Origin of the sequence: Kribbella sp. NBC_00482 (genome assembly GCF_036013725.1) — a bacterium.
In the GTDB taxonomy this organism is placed as follows: Bacteria; Actinomycetota; Actinomycetes; order Propionibacteriales; family Kribbellaceae; genus Kribbella.
Map to the genome: position 1 here is coordinate 5,803,278 of NZ_CP107881.1, position 18,581 is coordinate 5,821,858.

17 protein-coding genes and 1 pseudogene are annotated in these 18,581 nt (G+C 67.7%); 8 read left to right on the forward strand and 10 right to left on the reverse strand.

The window, feature by feature from the left end; genetic code table 11:
- The first annotated feature begins 3 nt into the window (after positions 1 to 3).
- A complete protein-coding gene (locus OHB24_RS28250) occupies positions 4 to 981 on the forward strand; it encodes a ribose-phosphate diphosphokinase (protein WP_327633880.1) in 978 nt (325 codons plus the stop codon).
- A 589-nt stretch (positions 982 to 1,570) separates the two neighbouring features.
- Here OHB24_RS28250 and OHB24_RS28255 read toward each other — a convergent pair.
- The 3 genes from OHB24_RS28255 to OHB24_RS28265 form a co-directional block, all read right to left on the reverse strand.
- Complete coding sequence (locus OHB24_RS28255) at positions 1,571 to 2,482, reverse strand: hypothetical protein (RefSeq protein ID WP_327633881.1); 912 nt, start codon at positions 2,480 to 2,482, stop codon at positions 1,571 to 1,573.
- A gap of 173 nt (positions 2,483 to 2,655) precedes the next feature.
- Positions 2,656 to 3,153, reverse strand: coding sequence for a hypothetical protein (locus OHB24_RS28260; RefSeq protein ID WP_327633882.1), 498 nt, complete (start codon positions 3,151 to 3,153; stop codon positions 2,656 to 2,658).
- A 51-nt stretch (positions 3,154 to 3,204) separates the two neighbouring features.
- The gene (locus OHB24_RS28265) at positions 3,205 to 3,555 is read right to left on the reverse strand and encodes a hypothetical protein (RefSeq protein WP_327633883.1); all 351 of its coding nucleotides are present in this window, start codon (positions 3,553 to 3,555) and stop codon (positions 3,205 to 3,207) included.
- Positions 3,556 to 3,623: 68 nt separating this feature from the next.
- Here OHB24_RS28265 and OHB24_RS28270 point away from each other — a divergent pair, with 68 nt between their 5' ends.
- The 4 genes from OHB24_RS28270 (at position 3,624) to OHB24_RS28285 (ending at position 7,819) form a co-directional block, all read left to right on the forward strand.
- Positions 3,624 to 4,268, forward strand: a complete 645-nt coding sequence (locus OHB24_RS28270) for a hypothetical protein (protein WP_327633884.1) — start codon at positions 3,624 to 3,626, stop codon at positions 4,266 to 4,268.
- A gap of 459 nt (positions 4,269 to 4,727) precedes the next feature.
- On the forward strand, positions 4,728 to 5,396 hold the full coding sequence (locus OHB24_RS28275) for an SAM-dependent methyltransferase (RefSeq protein WP_327633885.1): 669 nt from the start codon (positions 4,728 to 4,730) through the stop codon (positions 5,394 to 5,396).
- 252 nt (positions 5,397 to 5,648) lie between these two features.
- Positions 5,649 to 6,644, forward strand: a complete 996-nt coding sequence (locus OHB24_RS28280) for a serine hydrolase domain-containing protein (protein ID WP_327633886.1) — start codon at positions 5,649 to 5,651, stop codon at positions 6,642 to 6,644.
- A 53-nt stretch (positions 6,645 to 6,697) separates the two neighbouring features.
- Positions 6,698 to 7,819 carry a Gfo/Idh/MocA family protein gene (locus tag OHB24_RS28285; protein ID WP_327633887.1) on the forward strand — a complete coding sequence of 374 codons (1,122 nt, stop codon included), beginning with the start codon at positions 6,698 to 6,700 and terminating at the stop codon, positions 7,817 to 7,819.
- Between the two features lie 3 nt (positions 7,820 to 7,822).
- Here the strand turns inward: OHB24_RS28285 and OHB24_RS28290 are convergent, their stop codons facing one another.
- Positions 7,823 to 8,257 carry a VOC family protein gene (locus OHB24_RS28290; RefSeq protein WP_327633888.1) on the reverse strand — a complete coding sequence of 145 codons (435 nt, stop codon included), beginning with the start codon at positions 8,255 to 8,257 and terminating at the stop codon, positions 7,823 to 7,825.
- Between the two features lie 101 nt (positions 8,258 to 8,358).
- Positions 8,359 to 11,496: an amidohydrolase family protein gene (locus tag OHB24_RS28295; protein ID WP_327633889.1), complete on the reverse strand. Its 3,138-nt coding sequence runs from the start codon at positions 11,494 to 11,496 to the stop codon at positions 8,359 to 8,361.
- A 142-nt stretch (positions 11,497 to 11,638) separates the two neighbouring features.
- On the opposite strand from OHB24_RS28295, the gene OHB24_RS28300 reads away from it, so the two are divergent.
- A complete protein-coding gene (locus tag OHB24_RS28300; RefSeq protein WP_327633890.1) occupies positions 11,639 to 12,166 on the forward strand; it encodes a hypothetical protein in 528 nt (175 codons plus the stop codon).
- A 6-nt stretch (positions 12,167 to 12,172) separates the two neighbouring features.
- On the opposite strand, the gene OHB24_RS28305 is transcribed toward OHB24_RS28300, so the two are convergent.
- A complete protein-coding gene (locus tag OHB24_RS28305) occupies positions 12,173 to 12,676 on the reverse strand; it encodes an SRPBCC domain-containing protein (RefSeq protein WP_327633891.1) in 504 nt (167 codons plus the stop codon).
- Between the two features lie 102 nt (positions 12,677 to 12,778).
- On the opposite strand from OHB24_RS28305, the gene OHB24_RS28310 reads away from it, so the two are divergent.
- Positions 12,779 to 13,849, forward strand: a complete 1,071-nt coding sequence (locus tag OHB24_RS28310) for a glycoside hydrolase family 172 protein (protein WP_327633892.1) — start codon at positions 12,779 to 12,781, stop codon at positions 13,847 to 13,849.
- A 65-nt stretch (positions 13,850 to 13,914) separates the two neighbouring features.
- Positions 13,915 to 14,466 carry a hypothetical protein gene (locus OHB24_RS28315; RefSeq protein WP_327633893.1) on the forward strand — a complete coding sequence of 184 codons (552 nt, stop codon included), beginning with the start codon at positions 13,915 to 13,917 and terminating at the stop codon, positions 14,464 to 14,466.
- A 20-nt stretch (positions 14,467 to 14,486) separates the two neighbouring features.
- Here OHB24_RS28315 and OHB24_RS28320 read toward each other — a convergent pair whose 3' ends face one another.
- The 4 genes and pseudogenes from OHB24_RS28320 to pknB all read right to left on the reverse strand — a co-directional run.
- Complete coding sequence (locus OHB24_RS28320; protein WP_327633894.1) at positions 14,487 to 15,695, reverse strand: glucoamylase; 1,209 nt, start codon at positions 15,693 to 15,695, stop codon at positions 14,487 to 14,489.
- Positions 15,696 to 15,702: 7 nt separating this feature from the next.
- Positions 15,703 to 16,593, reverse strand: a complete 891-nt coding sequence (locus OHB24_RS28325; protein ID WP_327633895.1) for a DMT family transporter — start codon at positions 16,591 to 16,593, stop codon at positions 15,703 to 15,705.
- Between the two features lie 30 nt (positions 16,594 to 16,623).
- Entirely contained in the window at positions 16,624 to 16,830 is a 207-nt protein-coding gene (locus tag OHB24_RS43365) for a PASTA domain-containing protein (protein WP_442914003.1), read from the reverse strand.
- Between the two features lie 6 nt (positions 16,831 to 16,836).
- Positions 16,837 to 18,567: pseudogene (gene pknB / locus OHB24_RS28330) on the reverse strand (Stk1 family PASTA domain-containing Ser/Thr kinase); the annotation flags it as partial.
- Positions 18,568 to 18,581: the final 14 nt, after the last annotated feature.

Below are 18,581 nucleotides of genomic sequence, written 5' to 3' on the forward strand. Positions count from 1 at the left end.
GCCGTGCGAGAGATCGTCGTGTTCAGCGGAAGTGCCCACATCGAGTTGGCGGAGCAGATCTGTAAGGATCTCGGCGTACCGCTTTCTCCGGTCGAAATCCATCGTTTCAGCAACGACTGCCTGCAGGTCCAACTGCAGGCGAACTGCCGGCAACGAGACGTGTACATCGTGCAACCTCTCGTCCCGCCGACGCAGGATCATCTGATGGAGCTGCTGCTGATGATCGACGCCGCCCGCGGCGCATCGGCTCAGCAGATCACCGCGGTCATCCCGCACTACGCGTACGCGCGTTCGGACAAGAAGGACGCGTCCCGGATCTCGATCGGCGGCCGGCTCGTCGCCGACATGCTGACCACGGCCGGGGCCAACCGGGTGCTGACCATGTCGCTGCACGCACCCCAGGTGCACGGCTTCTTCTCGGTCCCGGTCGACCACCTGACCGCGATCGGCATCCTCGCGGACCACTTCCGCGGACGCGACCTGTCCGACACCGTCGTGGTCAGCCCCGACCTCGGCAACGCGAAGACCGCGACGCAGTTCGCCCGGCTCCTCGGCCTCCCGGTCGCAGCCGGCAGCAAGCAGCGGCTCTCCGACGACCGGGTGGTCATCGACACGATCGTCGGCGACGTCGCCGGCAAACGCGCGATCGTCCTCGACGACGAGATCGCCACCGGCGGCTCCATCATCGAACTCCTCGACCGCCTCAAGGACCGCGGCTGCACGTCCGCCGCCGTCGCCTGCACCCACGGCCTGTTCGCCGGCCCCGCGGTCGAGCGCCTCCGCTCCCACCCCTCCATCACCGAAGTCATCAGCACCGACACCGTCCCCCGCCCCACCGGCTTCCCCGACCTCCAGGTCACCTCGGTCGCGGGCCTCTTCGCCGAAGCCATCAAACGAATCCACGACGGCGAATCAGTCAGCAGCCTCTTCGACGGCGTAGACCCCACCCACGCCCCACCCCAACCCAAACTCCCCTTCTAGTACGTCGTGGGCGGTTGTGACGGGGATGTGGGTTGTGCTGGTGGGAATGTGGTGAGACGGACGGCTGTGACGAGTAGGAATGTGATCTGACCCCGCGAGCTCCCACCCCCGGCTAAGCGCCGTTCTTCCAGCGGCCGGCTGCCGCCGGCGAGCTGCGGGCTGCCGCCCGCCTTCTGCTCGCTACCGCTCGCAAGCGACCACCAACCCAACGCCCGCGACCTACCGGACGCGCCCCGCTGCGACTGTTACGTCCCCGCCTTGACGCATCCAGCACTGCACCTGGAAATGCACTACAAGCGCGCCGACACCAACTCCGCGAGTCATGGCTTCGGGGCCCATGAGACCTGCTGTTGCTGGGGCAGAGTGCACACGCCCGCCGACAGGACCCTCCAGCCGGCGCCCTCAGCCAGGGGTAGGCCTCGATGCTGTAGCTCATCGTCCTTGGTATCTCGGGCGAGCTGCGTACGCGCTCCCGCCTCTGGCGGGCGGCCAGCGGTCTACGGAAGCGCCGGATTGGCACGGTAGGGCCTACCGGAGAAAATCGGCGTCTGGCCTGTGTGGACAGGTCAGAGGCCGCGAAGGGGAATTGCTACTCGCCCAGCAGGATGGCTTGGAATCCGACTTGGGACGTGTGGTTGAGGCCGTTGAAGACAACCGGGACCTTGCCGTACGACATCGTCGCGGTGGCTGTGCCGTTGAACCTGCTGAAGCCGTACTGGTAGCCGGCTTGAGTGTCATGGTCGACGGCGGTGATGATCGTGGCCCCGTCGACGCCGCACTTGTTGACGACCAGCGACTCGTACGCCGCCCAGCCAGACTTCCGGATCAGCTTCACCACCGGCTTCGCGCCGGCCGTGGTGGGGATGTGGATGGTGTAGAGCGCACCGGCTGTCGTGGTCATCAGGAGGGTGTCGTACGTCCTCTCCTCGCTGATCATGGTCATCGTCTTGAAACCCCGGAAGCCGGCGAACGAGCCGGCCGACCGGTACCCAGTGCCGTTCGGGGCGTAGCGGTACAGGTTGCCGTTGCTGTTCAAGCCGTACAGGTACGCGGGCCGGGATCCCTTGAGGGGATAGTTCGAGGTGGCGATGGACTTGAAGCTCGCCCAGCCGGTGCCGACCCTGACCGCCTTGGACTGCGCCGGGCTCGCCCCCGAGAGGACGGTCGTCTGCCGGTACAGGTTCGAGCCCAGCAGGAACAGGCCGAAGGCGTAGTACTGGGTGCCCGCGGCGTTCCACGCCAGGTACCACCTGTCCATGAAGCGGCTGGCGAAGAACTTCGAGTACACGTACGGCGGTGACACCGGAGCCGGCGGCTTCTGCGCGGTGATGTCGACGGTGTCCACGACGTTCGCCTTGGTCGGCCAGACGACCGAGTTCCAGCAGGTCGCGGCTGCAGCGGTGGCTGAGCCGGACGCGGCGGTGGCGGTAGCAGCAGTGGTGGTACTGGCGGCCAGCAAGCCGAAGCCAGTCAGAACGAGTGCAAAACGCCGCAGCTTCATCGAGTAGTCCCCTCCAGAGAACCTCAGACCACCCCGGTCCCCGAGGTCCAGTCATTCAGTTGTGGCTAGCCATCAAGACGTCAACTCATCGGTATGAGCGATGACCGCGTCAGCGTACTCGTCATCATCGAGCGTCGCGCAAGCAGCAGGACGCCTCCCGTTGTTGGGTCGTGTCAGTTGATATAGAGGCCGTCACCGGCTGTGGATTGTCTGCCGGGGTCGGTGGTGATGGGGGTGATCGTGAGGTCGTAGTCCTCGTTCGGGCCGTCGGTGATGCCGTCGTAGTGCGTGCGGCGGCCTCGGGCGAGGACGCGGATCAGGTGCAGGCCCGGCGTGCTGGGTGTGTAGATCAACGGTGTCGATCCGCCGCCCATCAAAGGCACGAGATACATGTTGCCTTCGATCGGAATCGTGGCCTGTTCCCCGACGTCCCATCCTTCCGCGGCGGCGGCAAGGTCGGGGAGCGGCTCGCGCTCGATGTGGACGGTGACATTGACCGGGGCATCGGTGCCGCCGGTGAGGATGATGAGCGCGCCTTGTACCCGGGGATCGAGCGCCAGCAGTGGGCCTACCGGACCGCTGGAGTCGACGACGGGGTTGTTGCCACCGAACGGGGTCAGAAGGAACTGATGGTAGGAGACCTCGATCTGGTAAGTCCGTGGCGCGGGCATCAGGCGAACGCTACCTGGAACGGATCGCCGCCGAGCGGACGCGGGCGGTGGCTAGCGGATCAGGTTCTCGGGGGCGATGCCGTTGGTGGTGAGGGTGGCCGTGATCCACTGGCGTTGGAGGGGGCTTGCTGTGGCCAGTAGATACTGCATGGCCGCGGTTGCTCGGTGTTTGCGCCCGTTTGCGACTGATGGGCGTAGGGCGGGTGGCAGATTGTGGCACGCGTCGGCCAGGGATCGAATCCATTCGATGACGGCGACATCTGTGGGGCCGGCGTCGGTCATTGACTGGACTTGGCCGGTGTAGGCGCTGCCTCGGATCGAGACGAAGGCCTCGTAGCACAGGACGGTCACCGCTTCGGTGGCTTGGCGTTCGCGGCGGCGTCGACGGGTGAGCGAGAGCATGGCTGACATTGTGCATGGCGGCTGCTGCGGGCTCTTTCGGGTGTGAGTGAGGGAGTTATCGTCGGGTTGTGGGTGGTTGGGAGAGCCTGAGGGTGGATCTGCAGCGGTTGAGTGCGGAGTCACCGGGCGCGCTCGTCGTACTGCCGAACCCCGGGACCGCGCGTCGGTCCGAGACGCGGTTTCGTATTGTCCTGGCTGCTTGGGCGACGGACATTGCGGCTGGGCTCCACGCGACGTACGGCGGCCTCGTGGAGTTGGAGGTTGGAGCGATGAGGTTTCCGGCCAGGGAGTTGTCGGTGAATCCGCATGGTCCCGAGTTGCGGGGTGAACTCGCTGAGGACGCCGGGATCGACGTGGAACCTCTGGCTCCGTTGACGGTTCGGACCGGGCGTCATGCGCGGTTGGAAGTGCTGATCACGAATCGGACCGGGCGCACGGAGGTGTTGTTTTCCAATGGCGCGTTGTCGTCCGTGGTGACCGACGGCTCCGGCTCCGTGGTGGGTCGATTCGTCGGGCCGCAGTACGCGCGCCGAGTGGGATTCGAGATCGCGCCTCACCAGACCCGTCCGGTACCTGTCCTGATCGGGACGGCCTCGGTGGTTCCTGAGCTGGGGTACGCCGTACCGCCGGGCCAGTGGACGCTGGTCGTCGAACTACACACTGAGGCCGGCAGCATGCTGTTGGCGCCCCTGGACGTCACGGTCAGCGAGTAGCCAGTTCTTGTGACGCATGTGTGCCGGCCCTTCGCTTCGTAGGCGTCCTGCACAGCTGCGGGTCGAGGAGCGCGTGAGAAGAGCCGGGGTTATCCCTTCGCATGCAGGGTTCTCTGCTCGTGTATCAGTAGAGAACCCTGCACGCGAAGGGATAACCCGTCGTCTGCTCGCCGCGGGGCGGGGCGACCGGGCGGGGCGACGGGCGGGAGTGGGGACAGGTGCCGGTGACTGGGGACAGGCAATAGCAGGTGCCGACCCACAATTAGGTGTCGCACGGCCCCGGATCGGGCTGATCATCACCCACACATCGCGCAGAGGAGCCGAATAAGCGGTTGCCTTGTCCCAGGCGCTCCCGCAGACTCCGGTCGCGTGGATGATGCTGAGCTTGAGGTTCTGCTGAGGAATGATCGGTATCCGCGGTCTGCGGCGTACTCGGCCAGGTGGATGGTCGACGGGGCTATGGGGCCGAACCCGGTGTGGCAGGCGGAGGCGCTTACCGCACTCATGCCGCTCGAGCCGGGTATGAGGGTGCTGGACATGGGGTGTGGGACCGCGCTCAGTTCGATCTTCTTGGCCAAGGAGTTTGGGGTTGAGATTTGGGCTGCCGATCTGTGGGTGCAGCCTGATGAGAACCTGCGGCGGGTGGGCGAGGCGGGTCTGGAGGGGCGGGTGCATCCGGTGCATGCCGAGGCTCATGCGTTGCCGTTCAGCCAGGGGTTCTTTGATGCGCTGGTCAGCATCGGCGCCTATCACTACTTCGGCACTGACGACCTCTACCTCGGCTACTACTCACGTTTTGTGAAGCCCGGCGGCCGGATCGGCAGCATCCTGCCAGGTCTCGCCGAGGAGTACGCGACGCTTCCACCACCTCACCTGGAGCCCTACTGGCAATGGGACTTCTGCGCCTGGCATAGCCCGGCCTGGTGGAAGCGGCACTGGGAGAAGACCGGTTTGGTCACCGTCGAGGTCGCCGATCGACTGCCCGACGGGTGGCGGGACTGGTTGCAGTGGAACGAGGCCTGCGACCACGACAGCGGTACGCCGGGACGCGAGGAAGCTCAGATGCTTCACACCGACGCCGGCCGGACCCTCGGTCTCACCCGAGTCATCGCCCACCGCAACACCTAGGCGGAAACGCAATCCGTCCTAGGTGAACGGACATCGCGGCGGGCCGGAGCGGGTGGTTCACACGCCCGGAGGCGCGAGGACCGTCTGCGCGCGGCTTTGGCGGGCGTTGTCGGCAGAGGCGGCGGGGACTGGGAATAGGCAATTGCTAGTTCCCAGTCCTCGGCGAGGGTGATCAGTGGGGGAGGTCGCCGTTGATCCGCAACGGCGGGCAACGTCTGGGCGAGGCAACGGCTGGGTGGTAGCTTCGGCGGCGTGGGGGATGGGGTGGACGGGGTCGCGGAGCGCACTGGGTTTTCCGGTGTGGTTCGTGTCGATCGGGCCGGCGCGACTGAGTTATGTAGGGCTTATGGGTACGCCGATAGAGCTCACGGGATCCTCAACACGGTCGAGACGCAGTTCGCGAGCGCGAGTGGAACCAAGAGCCTGACCGCGCTGGCGGTGATGAGCCTGATCGAGCGCGGGACGTTCGAGCTAGGCACGACTGCCCGTTCGCTGCTCGGCAAGGATCTGCCGAGCATCGCCGACGACGTGACGATCGAGCACCTGCTGGCACATCGGTCCGGGATCGGCGACTACCTCGACGAGGACGAGGTTGGCGACATCACCGACTACGTGATGCCGGTGTCGGTGCACAAGCTCGCGACGACTGAGCAGTACCTGCCGGTGCTGGACGGGCACAAGACCCTCTCCCCGGCCGGCGAGCGGTTCGCCTACAACAACGGCGGGTACGTCGTACTCGCCCTGCTCGCCGAACGCGCGAGCGGCATCAACTTCCACGAACTGGTGAGCACGCTGGTCTGCGAGCCGGCGGGCATGGTCGACACCGCGTTCCTGCGCTCCGACGAACTCCCGGGCCGCGCCGCCCTCGGCTACCTCGCCGTCGACGGCCTGCGAACGAACGTCTTCCATCTCCCCGTCATTGGCAGCGGCGACGGCGGCATCTATTCGACCGCTGCCGACCTCAGCGCGTTCTGGGACGCGCTCTTCGCCGGACGGATCGTCTCGCCGGAGCACGTCGCCGAGATGGTGCGGCCGCGCAGCGACTGGCCGGAGGAGACCAGGCGCTACGGCCTCGGGTTCCACCTCCGCGCCACGGGCGATGGCGTCTGGCTGGAGGGGTACGACGCGGGCGTGTCGTTCGCGAGCCTGCACAAGCCCTCGGCATCGATCACCTACACCGTCATCTCGAACTGGTCCGACGGCGCCTGGCCGATCATCAAGGTCCTCAACGACCAGCTCGGTATCTGAAACCGAAACGCGCATCGCCGCAGGGTTCGGGCATCGCCAATAGCATTGCCGGTATGGCGGATTCTGTGCGGATCGGTGTTGTCGGCGCGGGGAGCATTTCGGTTCGCGGACTCCTTCCGCATCTGGGCCAGCCGGATCTGGCCGGGCGGGTGACATTGGCCGCGGTGTGCGACCCGGTGCCCGGTCGGGCGGAGGCGGCGGCGGAGAAGTTCGGGGTGGAGCGGGCGTTCGTCGAGTACGAGGAGTTGCTGGCGCGCGGCGACGTCGACGCGGTGACGATCGCCTCTCCGATCGGGTTGCACTACGAGCAGGGCAAGCTTGCGTTGCAGGCCGGGAAGCACGTGCACTTCAACAAGACAATGACGGTGACCGTTGCCGAGGCGACCGAGTTGATCGAGCTCGCGGCGGAGAACGACCTGCGCATCGTCGCGTCGCCGGGCGAGATGCTGCGACCCCATCATGTGCGCACGCGGGAGCTGATTGCCGAGGGCGCGATCGGGACGTTGTCGTGGGTGAGCTGCGGTGCGGCGTTCGGCACCTACCACGAGGACGAGTCCGTGCGCGGCGGGAACGACGTACTCACGAACATCGATCCGTCGTGGTACTTCCGCAAGCCCGGCGGCGGACCGCTGTACGACATGACGGTCTACGCGCTGCATTCCGTGACCGGGATCCTCGGGCCGGCGCGGCGGGTCACGGCGATGTCCGGCGTACGGGTGCCCGTTCGCTCGAGCGGAGGGGTCGACGTACAGACCGACGCCGACGACAACACCGTCATCCTGATCGACTTCGGCGACAACCTGTTCTGCGTCGCGACCGGGACCGCGGCGGGCGGGATGCGGGGAGGATTCGGCGGCGCCTATTACGGTACGGCGGGAACGATCGACGGGCTGCTGCTCAACGGCGAGCCCTTCGAGTTCCCCGACCGCAACCCGTCCGAACAGTCGCCCCGCGGACCGGGGAACCAGGCGCTGCTTCCGCACGTGACCGGCGTACACCGGGAGATCGAGGAGCAGCACGTGTACGAGGACGTCATGCAGCTCGTCGACTGGGTCCGCGACGGCAAGCCCTCGATCGTCACCGCCGAACACGCGCGCCATGTCATCGACATCATCGAGTCCGCGTACCGCGCGTCGGCGACCGGTCAGACCCAGGACCTGACCACGACGTTCTGAGCCTTACTTGTACTCGGCGAGACCGATGATGATGCCCGCGGGGCCGCGGAAGTAGCAGAGCCGGGTGCTGTCGCCGAACTGCGCTACCTCGCCGATGAGTTCGCCGCCGTGGCGTCGCAGACGGGCAATGGTGTCGTCGATGTCGTCGACGGTGTACATGACGCGGTGCGTCCCCAGGACGTTGTGCGGCTGATTCGTCGGGCTCGGGAGTAGTGCGGGGCTGTTGTACTGCGACAGCTCCAGCCGGCTGTGGCCGTCCGGGGTCACCATCATCGCGATGTCGCACCGGATGCCGTCGAGTCCGACCGCGCGATCCGCCCAGGCACCCTCGATCGCCGCTTCGCCCTCGAGCTCCATGCCGAGTTCGGCGAAGAACGCGATCGCGGCCGGCAGGTCGTCGACCACGATGCCGACGTTTGACATCTGCTGAATCGTCACGCTGGTGCTCCTTCTGAGTCACGCGGCCCGTCCTGGCCGCTTTACACACCTAGGACGGACCTGGCGCGACTCTCTCGACATCCAAACGCAGCGATTTTCTTCTAGCTTTCGCAGCAGGCTCGGTGGAGCCATTCGGGTTCGTGCCACCAGTAGTCGGTGTCGTGAGCATGGGCTTGGGAGCGGGTCAGGGGTTGTGGGGCGTCGGCGGTGTGGACGGCCGGCTGCAGGTTGTTCGTCGAGGTGTACGGCGTCAGCAGGTCGTCGACGGTGTACCGGTTGCCGGCGATCATGACCTGTTGTACGGCGGCGGCCGCGCGGATGTCGGCCAACGGGTCCCCGCTGACGAAGGACAGGTCGGCCTGGGCTCCAGGCTTCACGACGCCGAGTTTGTCCTCCAGGTTGAGCCACTTCGCCGGGTTGCGCGTCGCCGTCGTGAGCGCCTCGTACGGCGTGAAGCCACCCGCGACCATCGACCGGAGGTTGGCGTGCAGCGACACGGCCATGTTGTCGAGGGGAGTATCGGTGCCGGAGATGACCAACCCGCCGCCGCGGTGGATGCGGAGGACCATGTCGACGTTGCCGCGCAGCAGTTCGCGCGTGGTGACGCCCGCCGGGCCTTTCGCGGTGTTCACCTCGGCGATCAACGCGTTGTACTCCCAGGACGGGTACAGCGTCGTCGTACGGCGGTCCGTGAGCAGGGACGGATCGTCGACGTGCGCCATCGTCGAGTTGAAGAGCGTCGGCGTAACGGACAGGCCGGCCCGCGTGAACAGTGTCACCACGTCGGCGTACGCGCGTCCCAGCCGGCTGACCGTGTGCGAGTACCCGAGCCGATTCGTCGCGCCCGTGTGCTCCATCCCGTCCATCCCGAGATGCTCCGCGGGATAGAGGTAATGCGACGACAACTGGAGCCCGAGCTGGTGCACGTAGGCGATCGCCCGTCGCTGGTACTCGATCGGCAACCGCACGTACGTCTTCACCAGGTCGTACGCGAGCCCTTCGACCCGATCCAGCTCCAGACCGAGCTGCCGCAGCGACAACGTCGGCCGCATGAAGTTGTAGTACACCCGCGACCCGTCGATCGCCTCACCGGTCGCGAAGTACCGCGGTCCGCGCAAGGACCCGCTGACGAGCGCCTCCCGGGTCTCCTCCATCTGGTACGCCGGATCGCCCGGAGAGCGCGTACTCGTGATCCCGTACGCGAGCCACAGGTTCCCCTGCCGCGCGCCCCACGCCCGTCCGCGCAGATGCCAGTGATTGTGCGCGTCGATCAACCCGGGCATCACGGTCAACGCCGACGCGTCGATGTCCGCGCGGCCGCTGTGCGGTCGTACGGCGGCAATGCGCGCACCGTCCACCACCACGTCGACATCGCGGCGCAGCGTGGTCGCCCGTCCGTCCCACAACGCGCCGGCGTGGATCGTGACGTGCTGGTTGACGGTCGCTCGCCGGTACTGCAGGTCGAGCTTGATCGTCCCACCAGTTGTCCTGCGCAACCGTCCGTTGTTGAGGTAGATCAACGTGTCGTTGTCGAGCCACACGGGGGAGTCCGTTACCTCGTTGGTGACCGCGCGCGGCTCGCCCGTGAAGCGACCGCGGGTATCGACCGGTACGACGTACAGCAGGCTCTCCACCACGAAGGCCAAATGCTTGCCGTCGGGTGAGAACACGGGGCCGTCGTCGCCGCGGGTGGCGAGCGAGCGGAACGGCATCGGTGCGACGTACTCGAGCGCAGTCGATGCGACGTCGACGTACAGCAGTTGGCTGGTGCCCTCGCGGAATCGCTTGGAGAACGGCTTCACCGCGGCGAGGACCAGCGTCTTGCCGTCGCGTGACCAGCTGACTCGGCCGGGCTGGAACAGGGTCGGCGTGACCTGTCGGACCTCGCCCGAGGCAAGGTCGAGAACCCAGGCGATGCCGTCCTGGTCCTGGTACGCGATGCGCTGTCCGTCGGGTGCGAAACGCGGCGCGGTCTGGGCACCGGGGAGGCCTGACAGTTTGGTGTCCGCGCCGGTCGCCAGGTCGTGCAGCCACAGGTCCGCCGTACCGTCGCGATCGCTTGCGTAGAGCAACTTCTTGCCGTCCGGCGAGAAGTCCGGGTCCGAGTTGAAGTAGCCGTCGGCAACCACCTTGCGAGGTGGCGTCCTGCCGTCGGTCGGCGCCAGCCAGAGTGCGTTCAAGGCCCGGAACGCGAGCCACTTCCCGTCCGGCGACGCCGTCGGGCTCGCGATCCCACACACCGCCCGCTTGCCTGTCGACTCGAGATCAGGAGCCTTCGGCCGTGGCCGCCGCGACGTCACGGGGACGGTTGCCGCGAACGGTACGACGCTGTGCTCGCCGCCGGCGTCGGCGTCGTACCGGTGGACCGTGCCGTCGGCCGTGTAGAAGAGGTTCGTCGACGCCCAGGACGGCGGGACCGCGAAGACGTCCTGTCCATTGCTGACTTGATGATTGTCAACAATCAAATCGCAGGACGGTCCGGTCAGGCGAACGTAGGCGAGCTGGCCCGCGGGCGAGTACGACGGGCCGAACAGGCTGATCCCGGTCTGATTGTTGACAATCGTCGTGCGTACACCGGAGGCGAGGTCGAGCTCGACGATCGAACTGGTGTCGACGGTGAAGGCGATCTTCCGGCCGTCCGCGGAGACGGTCGGCTCGGCTTCCTCGCTGGTCTCGTCGGTGAGCGCGACGATCGCGCCGGTCCCGATATCGAGCCGGTGGATGCCGTAGCTGCCCGCGGTATTGCCCCCGTCGCCGAAGCCGCCGCGGTCGGACGAGAAGACGATCGATCGGCCGTCGGGCGTGAAGTGCGGCTCGCGGTGGTCGTACCGGCCGCTGGTCAATTGCCGCAGGCCGCTGCCGTCGGGTCGGATCGACCAGAGGTGGAAGTTCCCGTCGCGGTACGACTGGAACACGATCGACCGCCCGTCCGGCGACCACCGCGGCCGGGTCGCATCCTGCAGGTCGTCGGTGAGCCGGCGCGACGTACCGCCTGTGGCCGGCGTCACCCAGATCGCCGTGACCAGGTCGAACGCCAGCCACTTCCCGTCCGGCGACACCGACGCCATCAGGTTCGTGCCTTCGGTCAGCACAGCCTGCCGGCCGGTCGATGCGTCGGCGACCTCGGCGGCCTCGGTGGGCAGGGCGGGTAGGTGGACGGCGCCGACGGCGGCGGCACCTCCGCCGAGCTGCAGCGCGCGCCGCCGCGAAATGCTCCAGGAACCAGGGTTCTCGGTCACGTCATCGGATCCAATCCCTCGGGGGCGGTGGGACTCCTGCAAATCTGCCAGTACCGTCCGAGTCGCATGAACCTGACCGGCGCGTCCCGCGCCCAACGGCCGCTACCGTGCGACGAACGGCCCAGCGTCTATCGTCTGCGGCATGCAATCTCTGTCTCCGCGCGCTCGCGCGCTCGGTGCGGCCGGGCTCTGTCTGTTGATCGCCGTCGCGGCCGGGCTCGCGGTCGACAACCGGCTCGACCGGCACTGGATCCTCCGCGGCGTCACGGCTCTGCTCGCGGTCTGCTGCACCGCGCTGCTGCTCACCGACCAGACCCGGCGGTTGCGGCAGATCGTGACGGGTGTCGGGCTGGGGATGTTCGGGCTGATCATCCCGGTGTCGCAGACGACCTGGTCGAAGCCGCCGGAGATCGACTTCGCGCTACAGGTCGCGACCGACGCGAAGGACGCGGCGCAGAAGGACGCCCGGAGCGCGGTGTCGGTGGCCGACGTGCAGACCGCGGCCGAGAGGCGTGGGGGAGCGGTCGGAACGTTCCCGACCGAGAAGAACCCGCAGGTCCGCGGCGCGGACGCCTACCCGCTTATCGTCCGCGCCAAGCGCGACCAGGGACGCCCCTGGGCCTGCCTCTCGTTCATCCACGGCCTGGACGCCAAGGTCCGCCCCTGCTGAACCCCGCTACTCGTACGCGGCGGCCAACTCCTCGGCCCGATTGAGCGGATCCCACGTGATGGGCCTGCCGTCGAGTTGAGCCTCGACGACCTCCAGCCCCGCCTCCCAGCCTGCCGCCGCAGGTCCAGCGGCCTCGGGATCGGACAGCACGTTGGTGAATACCAATCGGCTGCCCGTCGGGGTGCGATCGATCTCCCAGGTGAGGATCTCGCCGGCCCATTCGTACTCCAGCACTATCGGCGGCTCGTTGCGCAGGAGCCTCCCGTTCGGCTTGCGGTCCGGGTCGTCCGCCATCCCGTACCTTCGCTGCTGCTCCGACGTCACCCCGAAGAACAGCTCACTCCCGACCGGACGATCCAGCTCCACCACCGCGGGGAACCAGGCCGACAGCCGCGCGGGATCTGTGATCGCCTGCCACACCTGCTCCGGCGGATACCGCAGCAGCCGCTCGAACCGGATCCCCGTCCGTCCGTCGCCCGTCGTGAAGACCGTCCCGCGCCGACTGTCCATGCCAGCAATATAACCCACGATGAATATAAGCGCCCACGGAAGAGTTCCACTTGATGGGCAATCGATTTCTCACAGAACCTGGTGCGGCCTAAGGTCGCGGGTATGACTCTTGGGAACCTCACCGGCATCAGCGCGCTCGCCGACGTCGAGTCGCGCTCCATCAGTGCGGAGAACCCCACCGGCGAGCCCGGTCAGGGTGGACGGCGGACCGAGGGGACCGGCGCGCACGCGGCCCGGGACCTCGGCCAGGGCTGGAAGGTCTCGCCGTCGATCGAGATCGGGCCGGGGGAGACCGTGACGCTGGCCGACATCGCCGGGTCCGGCTGCATCACGCACATCTGGCTGACCACGCACGTCGACCACTGGCGCCGGCTGGTACTGCGGGCGTTCTGGGACGGCGACGCCGCGCCCGCGATCGAGACGCCGGTCGGCGACTTCTTCTGCTCCGGCTGGGGCAAGTTCGCCCAGGTGAGCTCGCTGCCGGTCGCCGTGAACCCCAACGGCGGCTTCAACTGCTACTGGGAGATGCCGTTCCAGTCCCAGGCGCAGCTGACCCTGGAGAACACGCACGACGAGGCAGTGGTCGTGTACTTCCAGGTGGACTACTGGCTGGGCGCTGTACCGGACAAGTCGGCGTACCTGCACGCCCAGTGGCGCCGGAGCAACCCGCTGCCTTCCAAGACGGTCCACACGTTGCTGGACGGTGTGGAAGGGCCGGGGCACTACGTCGGTACCTACCTGGCTTGGGGCGTCAACAGCACCGGCTGGTGGGGTGAGGGCGAGGTGAAGTTCTACCTGGACGGTGACGACGAGTTCCCGACCATCTGCGGCACAGGTACCGAGGACTACTTCGGCGGCGCGTGGAACTTCGACGTACCCCACCTGGGCGGCTACACCGAGTTCAGTACGCCGTACCTCGGGATGCCGCAGGTGATCCGGCCGGACGGGCAGTACCAGAGCCAGCAGCGGTTCGGCATGTACCGCTTCCACCTGCCAGACCCGGTCCGCTTCAAGGAGCGGCTGCGCGTCGACGTCCAGGCACTCGGCTGGCGCTCCGGCGGACGCTACCTGCCGCTGCAGGACGACATCTCGTCCACGGCGTTCTTCTACTCGGGCAAGACGAGCACGGCACGACCGGACGCGCCAACCCACGACGCGATGGAGATCTGCTAGCCACGGCGTCACGCCTATACTCCACCGTTGACGTCCACCGGGGGGACGTACAAGGGAGTGCTGCGATGCGCCGCGTTGTGTTCATCGTCGGCTGGGCGATCGCCGGTGCGCTCGTGTGGTCGATCATCTTCGGGCTTGCCCTGCTGCTGGGGTCGGACGATCCCGATGACTTCTTCGAGCAGGCGACCTTGCGGACGGACAAGGTGACCGCCGTCGCCGGTGCGTCTGCGGCCGATGGCGCATGCACCGAGAGCAAGGACGACAAGGGCCTCGAGCACACCCACGGCACGTCGTACGAGGTCGACCTGACCTGGACGGACGCAGACGGAGGCACGCACCACGGCGTGATGACGACCTGCAACCCTCCGGACGAGGGCGAGCAGGTGACGGTCTGGGTCACGTCGCGGGACGCTGTCTTCAACAGGTCGCCGTTCGCCATGTACAGCTCCGTCCCCATCGCCGCCGGGCTGTTCGGGCTCGGCGCGTTGGGGTGGATCTGGCTGACGAGCGACGAGCGACGCCGTTCGCGTGGTTCCGAGACGCTGCGTCAGCGGCTTCGTCGGCACAGGCTCCGTCGACTGCGGCTCCGCGAGCTCAGGCGAGCGAAGCGGAACTGATCGGGCACTGTCTGCAGCGGCTAAGGGATCGGCAGCGGGTTCTGGAGGGCTGTGTCGGCGAGGACCACCAGTGCGGCGGTCCACGCGAGTGGGGCCTCGCCGGCTGGCTCCAGGTCGCGGTTGACCTTCTCGGGCAGCGCGCCGGTGGTGGTGCGGTGCCGGTCGAGCCAGGAGAGCAGGGCCTCGGCTCCGGAGCGGTCTCCGCGCGCAGCAGCGCTCAACGCGAACAACGCGGTCTGAGGCGTCCAGGACACGCCGTCAGCACGCCACGACTCGCCAGGCGTCACGCCACCGTTGGGCTGCGTGAGTACGGCGTGCGCCTGGTCGATCGCCGTGGACACGACGGGGCGAGCCGGTGCGAACGGCGGCCCCAGTACGGCGACGAACGCGTCGGCACCGCCGCCGACGCTGATCGGCTCGACACCTGGCTCCACGAAGCTCGTGGCGCGGGCCGGTGTCCGCGGGTAGTCCGGCCCGAAGACCCGGTCGGTTGCCGCCGACAACTTGTCGAGGCCTTCCTGCCAACGGGTCGCCTCGGCCGGACGCTTCTCCTCGGTGGCGATCCGCACGGCCGACCGGAGGCCGGTCAGCAAAGGAGCAACGGTTCCGATCGTCAGCTCCTTCTCGGAGCGCTCCCAGTAGTCAGAGGAAGGGGCGGGGAGCCCGTCAGGTCCCAGTTCGCTGAGGATCTGGTCGGCCGACTCCTCGACGAGGTCCCAGTACCGCTTGCCCGCGCGGCAGAACCAGGTGGCCCACAACACCCACCCGGACGCGTCCAGCTGCGGCTCGCGACCGTCGTCGACGCGACCACCGGCGTCGGTGTAGCGGGCCTGCCAGCGACCGCTGGACGGCCGGACGCGGTCCAGGAACGTCAGTACGTCGAGCGCCTGGTCGTACTGTCCGATCGCGCAGCGGGCGACGGCGACAAACGACGCGTCCCGAGGCCAGACGTACCGCCACGGGCCGTCCCAGCCGGCCAGGGTCGCGCCGTTCGAGAGGGTGAGCGCGTCGAGGTCAGCCAGCGCGCGCCTGACCATGTCGTCGTACCTCTCGCTCCGGAGGGACGAATTGGCGTGCAAGGGCGCAGTGTCACCGGGGACACCGTCTGCGACCAGGCGGGGTTGCGGGTTGCGCACCAGGTTGGTGGTGGTCCCGGCTGCCAGGATCGCGAGCAGGAGGGCGATCACGACGTACGGGAACCACCGATCCCGCCGCCGGTTCCCCCGCATAACCCTCCTATTGCGCCAGGTGCTGCACTTCCGCCTCGAACTTACGTCGTGGTGCCAGCTCGACCAGGTACATGGCCGACACCACCAGTGCGCCGCCGACCAGCATCCTCCAGGTGAGGCTGTCGGAGCCGAACAGCACAGCGAAGGTCGAGGCGAACACTGGCTCCATTGTCATCGCAATCGCCGCGCGAGTGGGAGTCAGGTGTGCCTGCGCCCAGGTTTGGACGATCAGCGCGAGGGCCCCGGCGACCAGCGCCATGTAGATCACACTGACCCAGTCGCCGCCGGTGCTCGGCACCGAGAACCCGCCGGGCAGGGCGCCGATCGCGCAGACGCAGGTGATCACGATCATCTGCAGCGACGACAGACCGAACGCGTTCTTCGAGGTCGACCAGGTGCCGAGGCCGATGATGTGCAGCGCGTAGAGGCCGGCGGACGCCAGCGTCAGCAGCTCGCCGTGGCCGAGGCTGAGCCCGCGCAGGGACAGTACGCCGAGACCGGTCGTGGCGAGGATCACGGCGACCCAGGCCCAGCGGCCGATCTTGTGCCGCAGGATCACGGCGCCGAGCAGCGGGGTGAAGACGACGTACATGCCGGTGACGAAACCGGAAACGCTCGCCGACGTGTGCCGCAGGCCCTCGGTCTGGAGGAGCTGGGCGATGCCGTACGTGATGCCGAGGGCAACGGCGCGGCCGCGGTCCAGGCGGCTCAGCCGCGCGATCGCGGGCGGATGGACCAGGATCAGCGCGACCGACGCGATCAGGAACCGCAACGCCAAGTAGTCGGCGACGTCCATCCTGGTGAGCAGGTCCTTGGTCAGGAAGAACGTCGACCCCCACGCGGCCGCAACCGACAGCAGGGCCAGTACGGCGAGACGCGGGTGGTTCACGCCGGACATCAGATCAGATCCCTTGCGGGTAAGCCAAAATCAGAGCACGGTGATCACGATCGTGCTACCGGGTTTGACCTTCCGGCCGCCGACGGGGCTCTGGGCCGCGACGATGTTGAGGCCGAGGTTGAAGGGCGCCTTCTGCACCGTCACCTTGAAGCCCGCGTCGCCGAGGATCTTCTGCGCGTCGGCCGTGGTCTTCCGCTTCACGTCCGGGACCTCGACCAGCGGCGGGCCGAGCGACACGACCAGCGAGACCTTGTCCTTGGCGAACAGCGTGCCGTTGTTCGGCGTCTGGCTGATCACGTTGCCCTCGGCGACCTTCTCGTCGTACTGCGTGCTGCGCCCGACGACGAACCCGAGCTTGGTCAGCGTCTTCTTCGCGTCCCTGTACGACTTGCCGGTCAGGTCCGGGACGGTGATCGGCCGTTTGCCCTTGCTGACCGCGAAGTTCACCGCGGTCCCCGGCTTCACGACCGTGTTGAACCTCGGGCTGATCGCGATCACCTTGCCTGCCGGCACGGTCTCGTTGTACTGCGCGTTGATCTGCCCGGTGATCAGCTTGATCGGCGACAGCGCCTGCTGCGCGGCGTCCAGTTGCAGACCGACGAGCTGCGGCACGCGGTACCGCTCCGGGCCCTTGGAGACGGTGAGACCGATATCACCGTCCTTGCGGATCCGGTCGCCTGCCTTCGGGTCGGTGCTCATGACCTGGCCAGGCTTCACGTCCTCCGAGTAGTCCTGGTTGTCCACGGTCGTGTGCAGGCCTGACTCCGCTGCCTTCGCATTCGCGGCAGCGGGCTCCAGGGTCACCAGGTCGGGCGTGGTGGTGTACCGGTGGATGCCGTAGTACCAGGCCGACGTACCGATGCCGATCGCGGCCGCGAGGATCAGGATCAGCGCGAGCGGCCCACGCGACCTGCGTCGTGGCGATGACACTGGAGCTGTCTTGGCCGGAGCTCCGGTCGGCCGGCCATGGTCGACCGGTACGACGATTGTGTCGTGGTGGATCGGCTGGCTGTCCGGGTGCGGTTCGCCGCGCGTGTAGCCGTCGTCGTACCCGCTGTCCTGCCGGATCTGGTGAATCGGCACCGTCAGGTCACCGGTCAGCTCAGGGTCGTCCGGAAGTCCCTCGTCCAGCGCACTGCGCACCCGGTGCACCTGTCGGCTGAACACCCGCGCGTCGGTCGGCCGCAGGTCCCGGTCCCGCGCGGTCGCGCGCTGAACGAGCGCATCGACGTACGGCGGGATGCTCGGCTGCTCCAGCGACGGTGGGGGTACGTCGGCATGCACGTGGGCGTAGGCGACCTGGATCGGGGTGTCACCGGAGTGGGGCTTGTTGCCGGTGAGCATCTCGTACAGGAGGATGCCGGCCGAGTACACGTCCGAGCGGGCGTCCGCACTGCCGTCCGTGACCAGCTCCGGCGCCAAGTACGACACGGTGCCCATCAGGAGCCCCTGGGTAGCGGTGTTGCCGCTGGCGCTCACTGCACGCGCCAGACCGAAGTCGGCGACCTTGACCGCGCCCTTGTCGGAGATCAGGACGTTCTCGGGCTTGATGTCGCGGTGCACGATGCCGGCGTCGTGGGCGGCCGACAGCGCGGACAGGACCGGTGTGAGCAGGTCCAGCGCGCGGGCGGGGGACAGCGGCGCCTCCTCGCGGATGACGTCGCGCAGCGTCCGGCCGCGCACGTACTCCATCGCCAGGAACAGCGTGCCGTCGTCGTCGCCCTGGTCGAAGACGGCCACCACGTTCGGGTTCGAGAGCCGGGCGGCGGCGCGGGCCTCGGCCACGAACCGGCGGGTGAACTGGGCGTCGTCACCGAGCCCGTCGTGCATCACCTTGAGCGCGACGGTCCGGTCCAGACGCATGTCCAGCGCCTCGTAGACGGTGGCCATGCCGCCCTTGGCGACGCGCGCGCCCACGCGGTACCGACCGTCGAGCACGCGCCCGACGAGGCGGTCGCTGACCTGCGTGTCCACGTCGTCCGTCACTT

Coding starts and splice junctions, on each gene's coding strand:
- OHB24_RS28255 (WP_327633881.1), bottom strand. CDS start 2,482: ATGAAGCTGCGGCGTTTTGCACTCGTTCTGACTGGCTTCGGCTTGCTG.
- OHB24_RS28260 (WP_327633882.1), bottom strand. CDS start 3,153: ATGCCCGCGCCACGGACTTACCAGATCGAGGTCTCCTACCATCAGTTC.
- OHB24_RS28265 (WP_327633883.1), bottom strand. CDS start 3,555: ATGCTCTCGCTCACCCGTCGACGCCGCCGCGAACGCCAAGCCACCGAA.
- OHB24_RS28275 (WP_327633885.1), top strand. CDS start 4,728: ATGGGGCCGAACCCGGTGTGGCAGGCGGAGGCGCTTACCGCACTCATG.
- OHB24_RS28285 (WP_327633887.1), top strand. CDS start 6,698: ATGGCGGATTCTGTGCGGATCGGTGTTGTCGGCGCGGGGAGCATTTCG.
- OHB24_RS28300 (WP_327633890.1), top strand. CDS start 11,639: ATGCAATCTCTGTCTCCGCGCGCTCGCGCGCTCGGTGCGGCCGGGCTC.
- OHB24_RS28305 (WP_327633891.1), bottom strand. CDS start 12,676: ATGGACAGTCGGCGCGGGACGGTCTTCACGACGGGCGACGGACGGACG.
- OHB24_RS28310 (WP_327633892.1), top strand. CDS start 12,779: ATGACTCTTGGGAACCTCACCGGCATCAGCGCGCTCGCCGACGTCGAG.
- OHB24_RS28315 (WP_327633893.1), top strand. CDS start 13,915: ATGCGCCGCGTTGTGTTCATCGTCGGCTGGGCGATCGCCGGTGCGCTC.
- OHB24_RS28320 (WP_327633894.1), bottom strand. CDS start 15,695: ATGCGGGGGAACCGGCGGCGGGATCGGTGGTTCCCGTACGTCGTGATC.
- OHB24_RS28325 (WP_327633895.1), bottom strand. CDS start 16,593: ATGTCCGGCGTGAACCACCCGCGTCTCGCCGTACTGGCCCTGCTGTCG.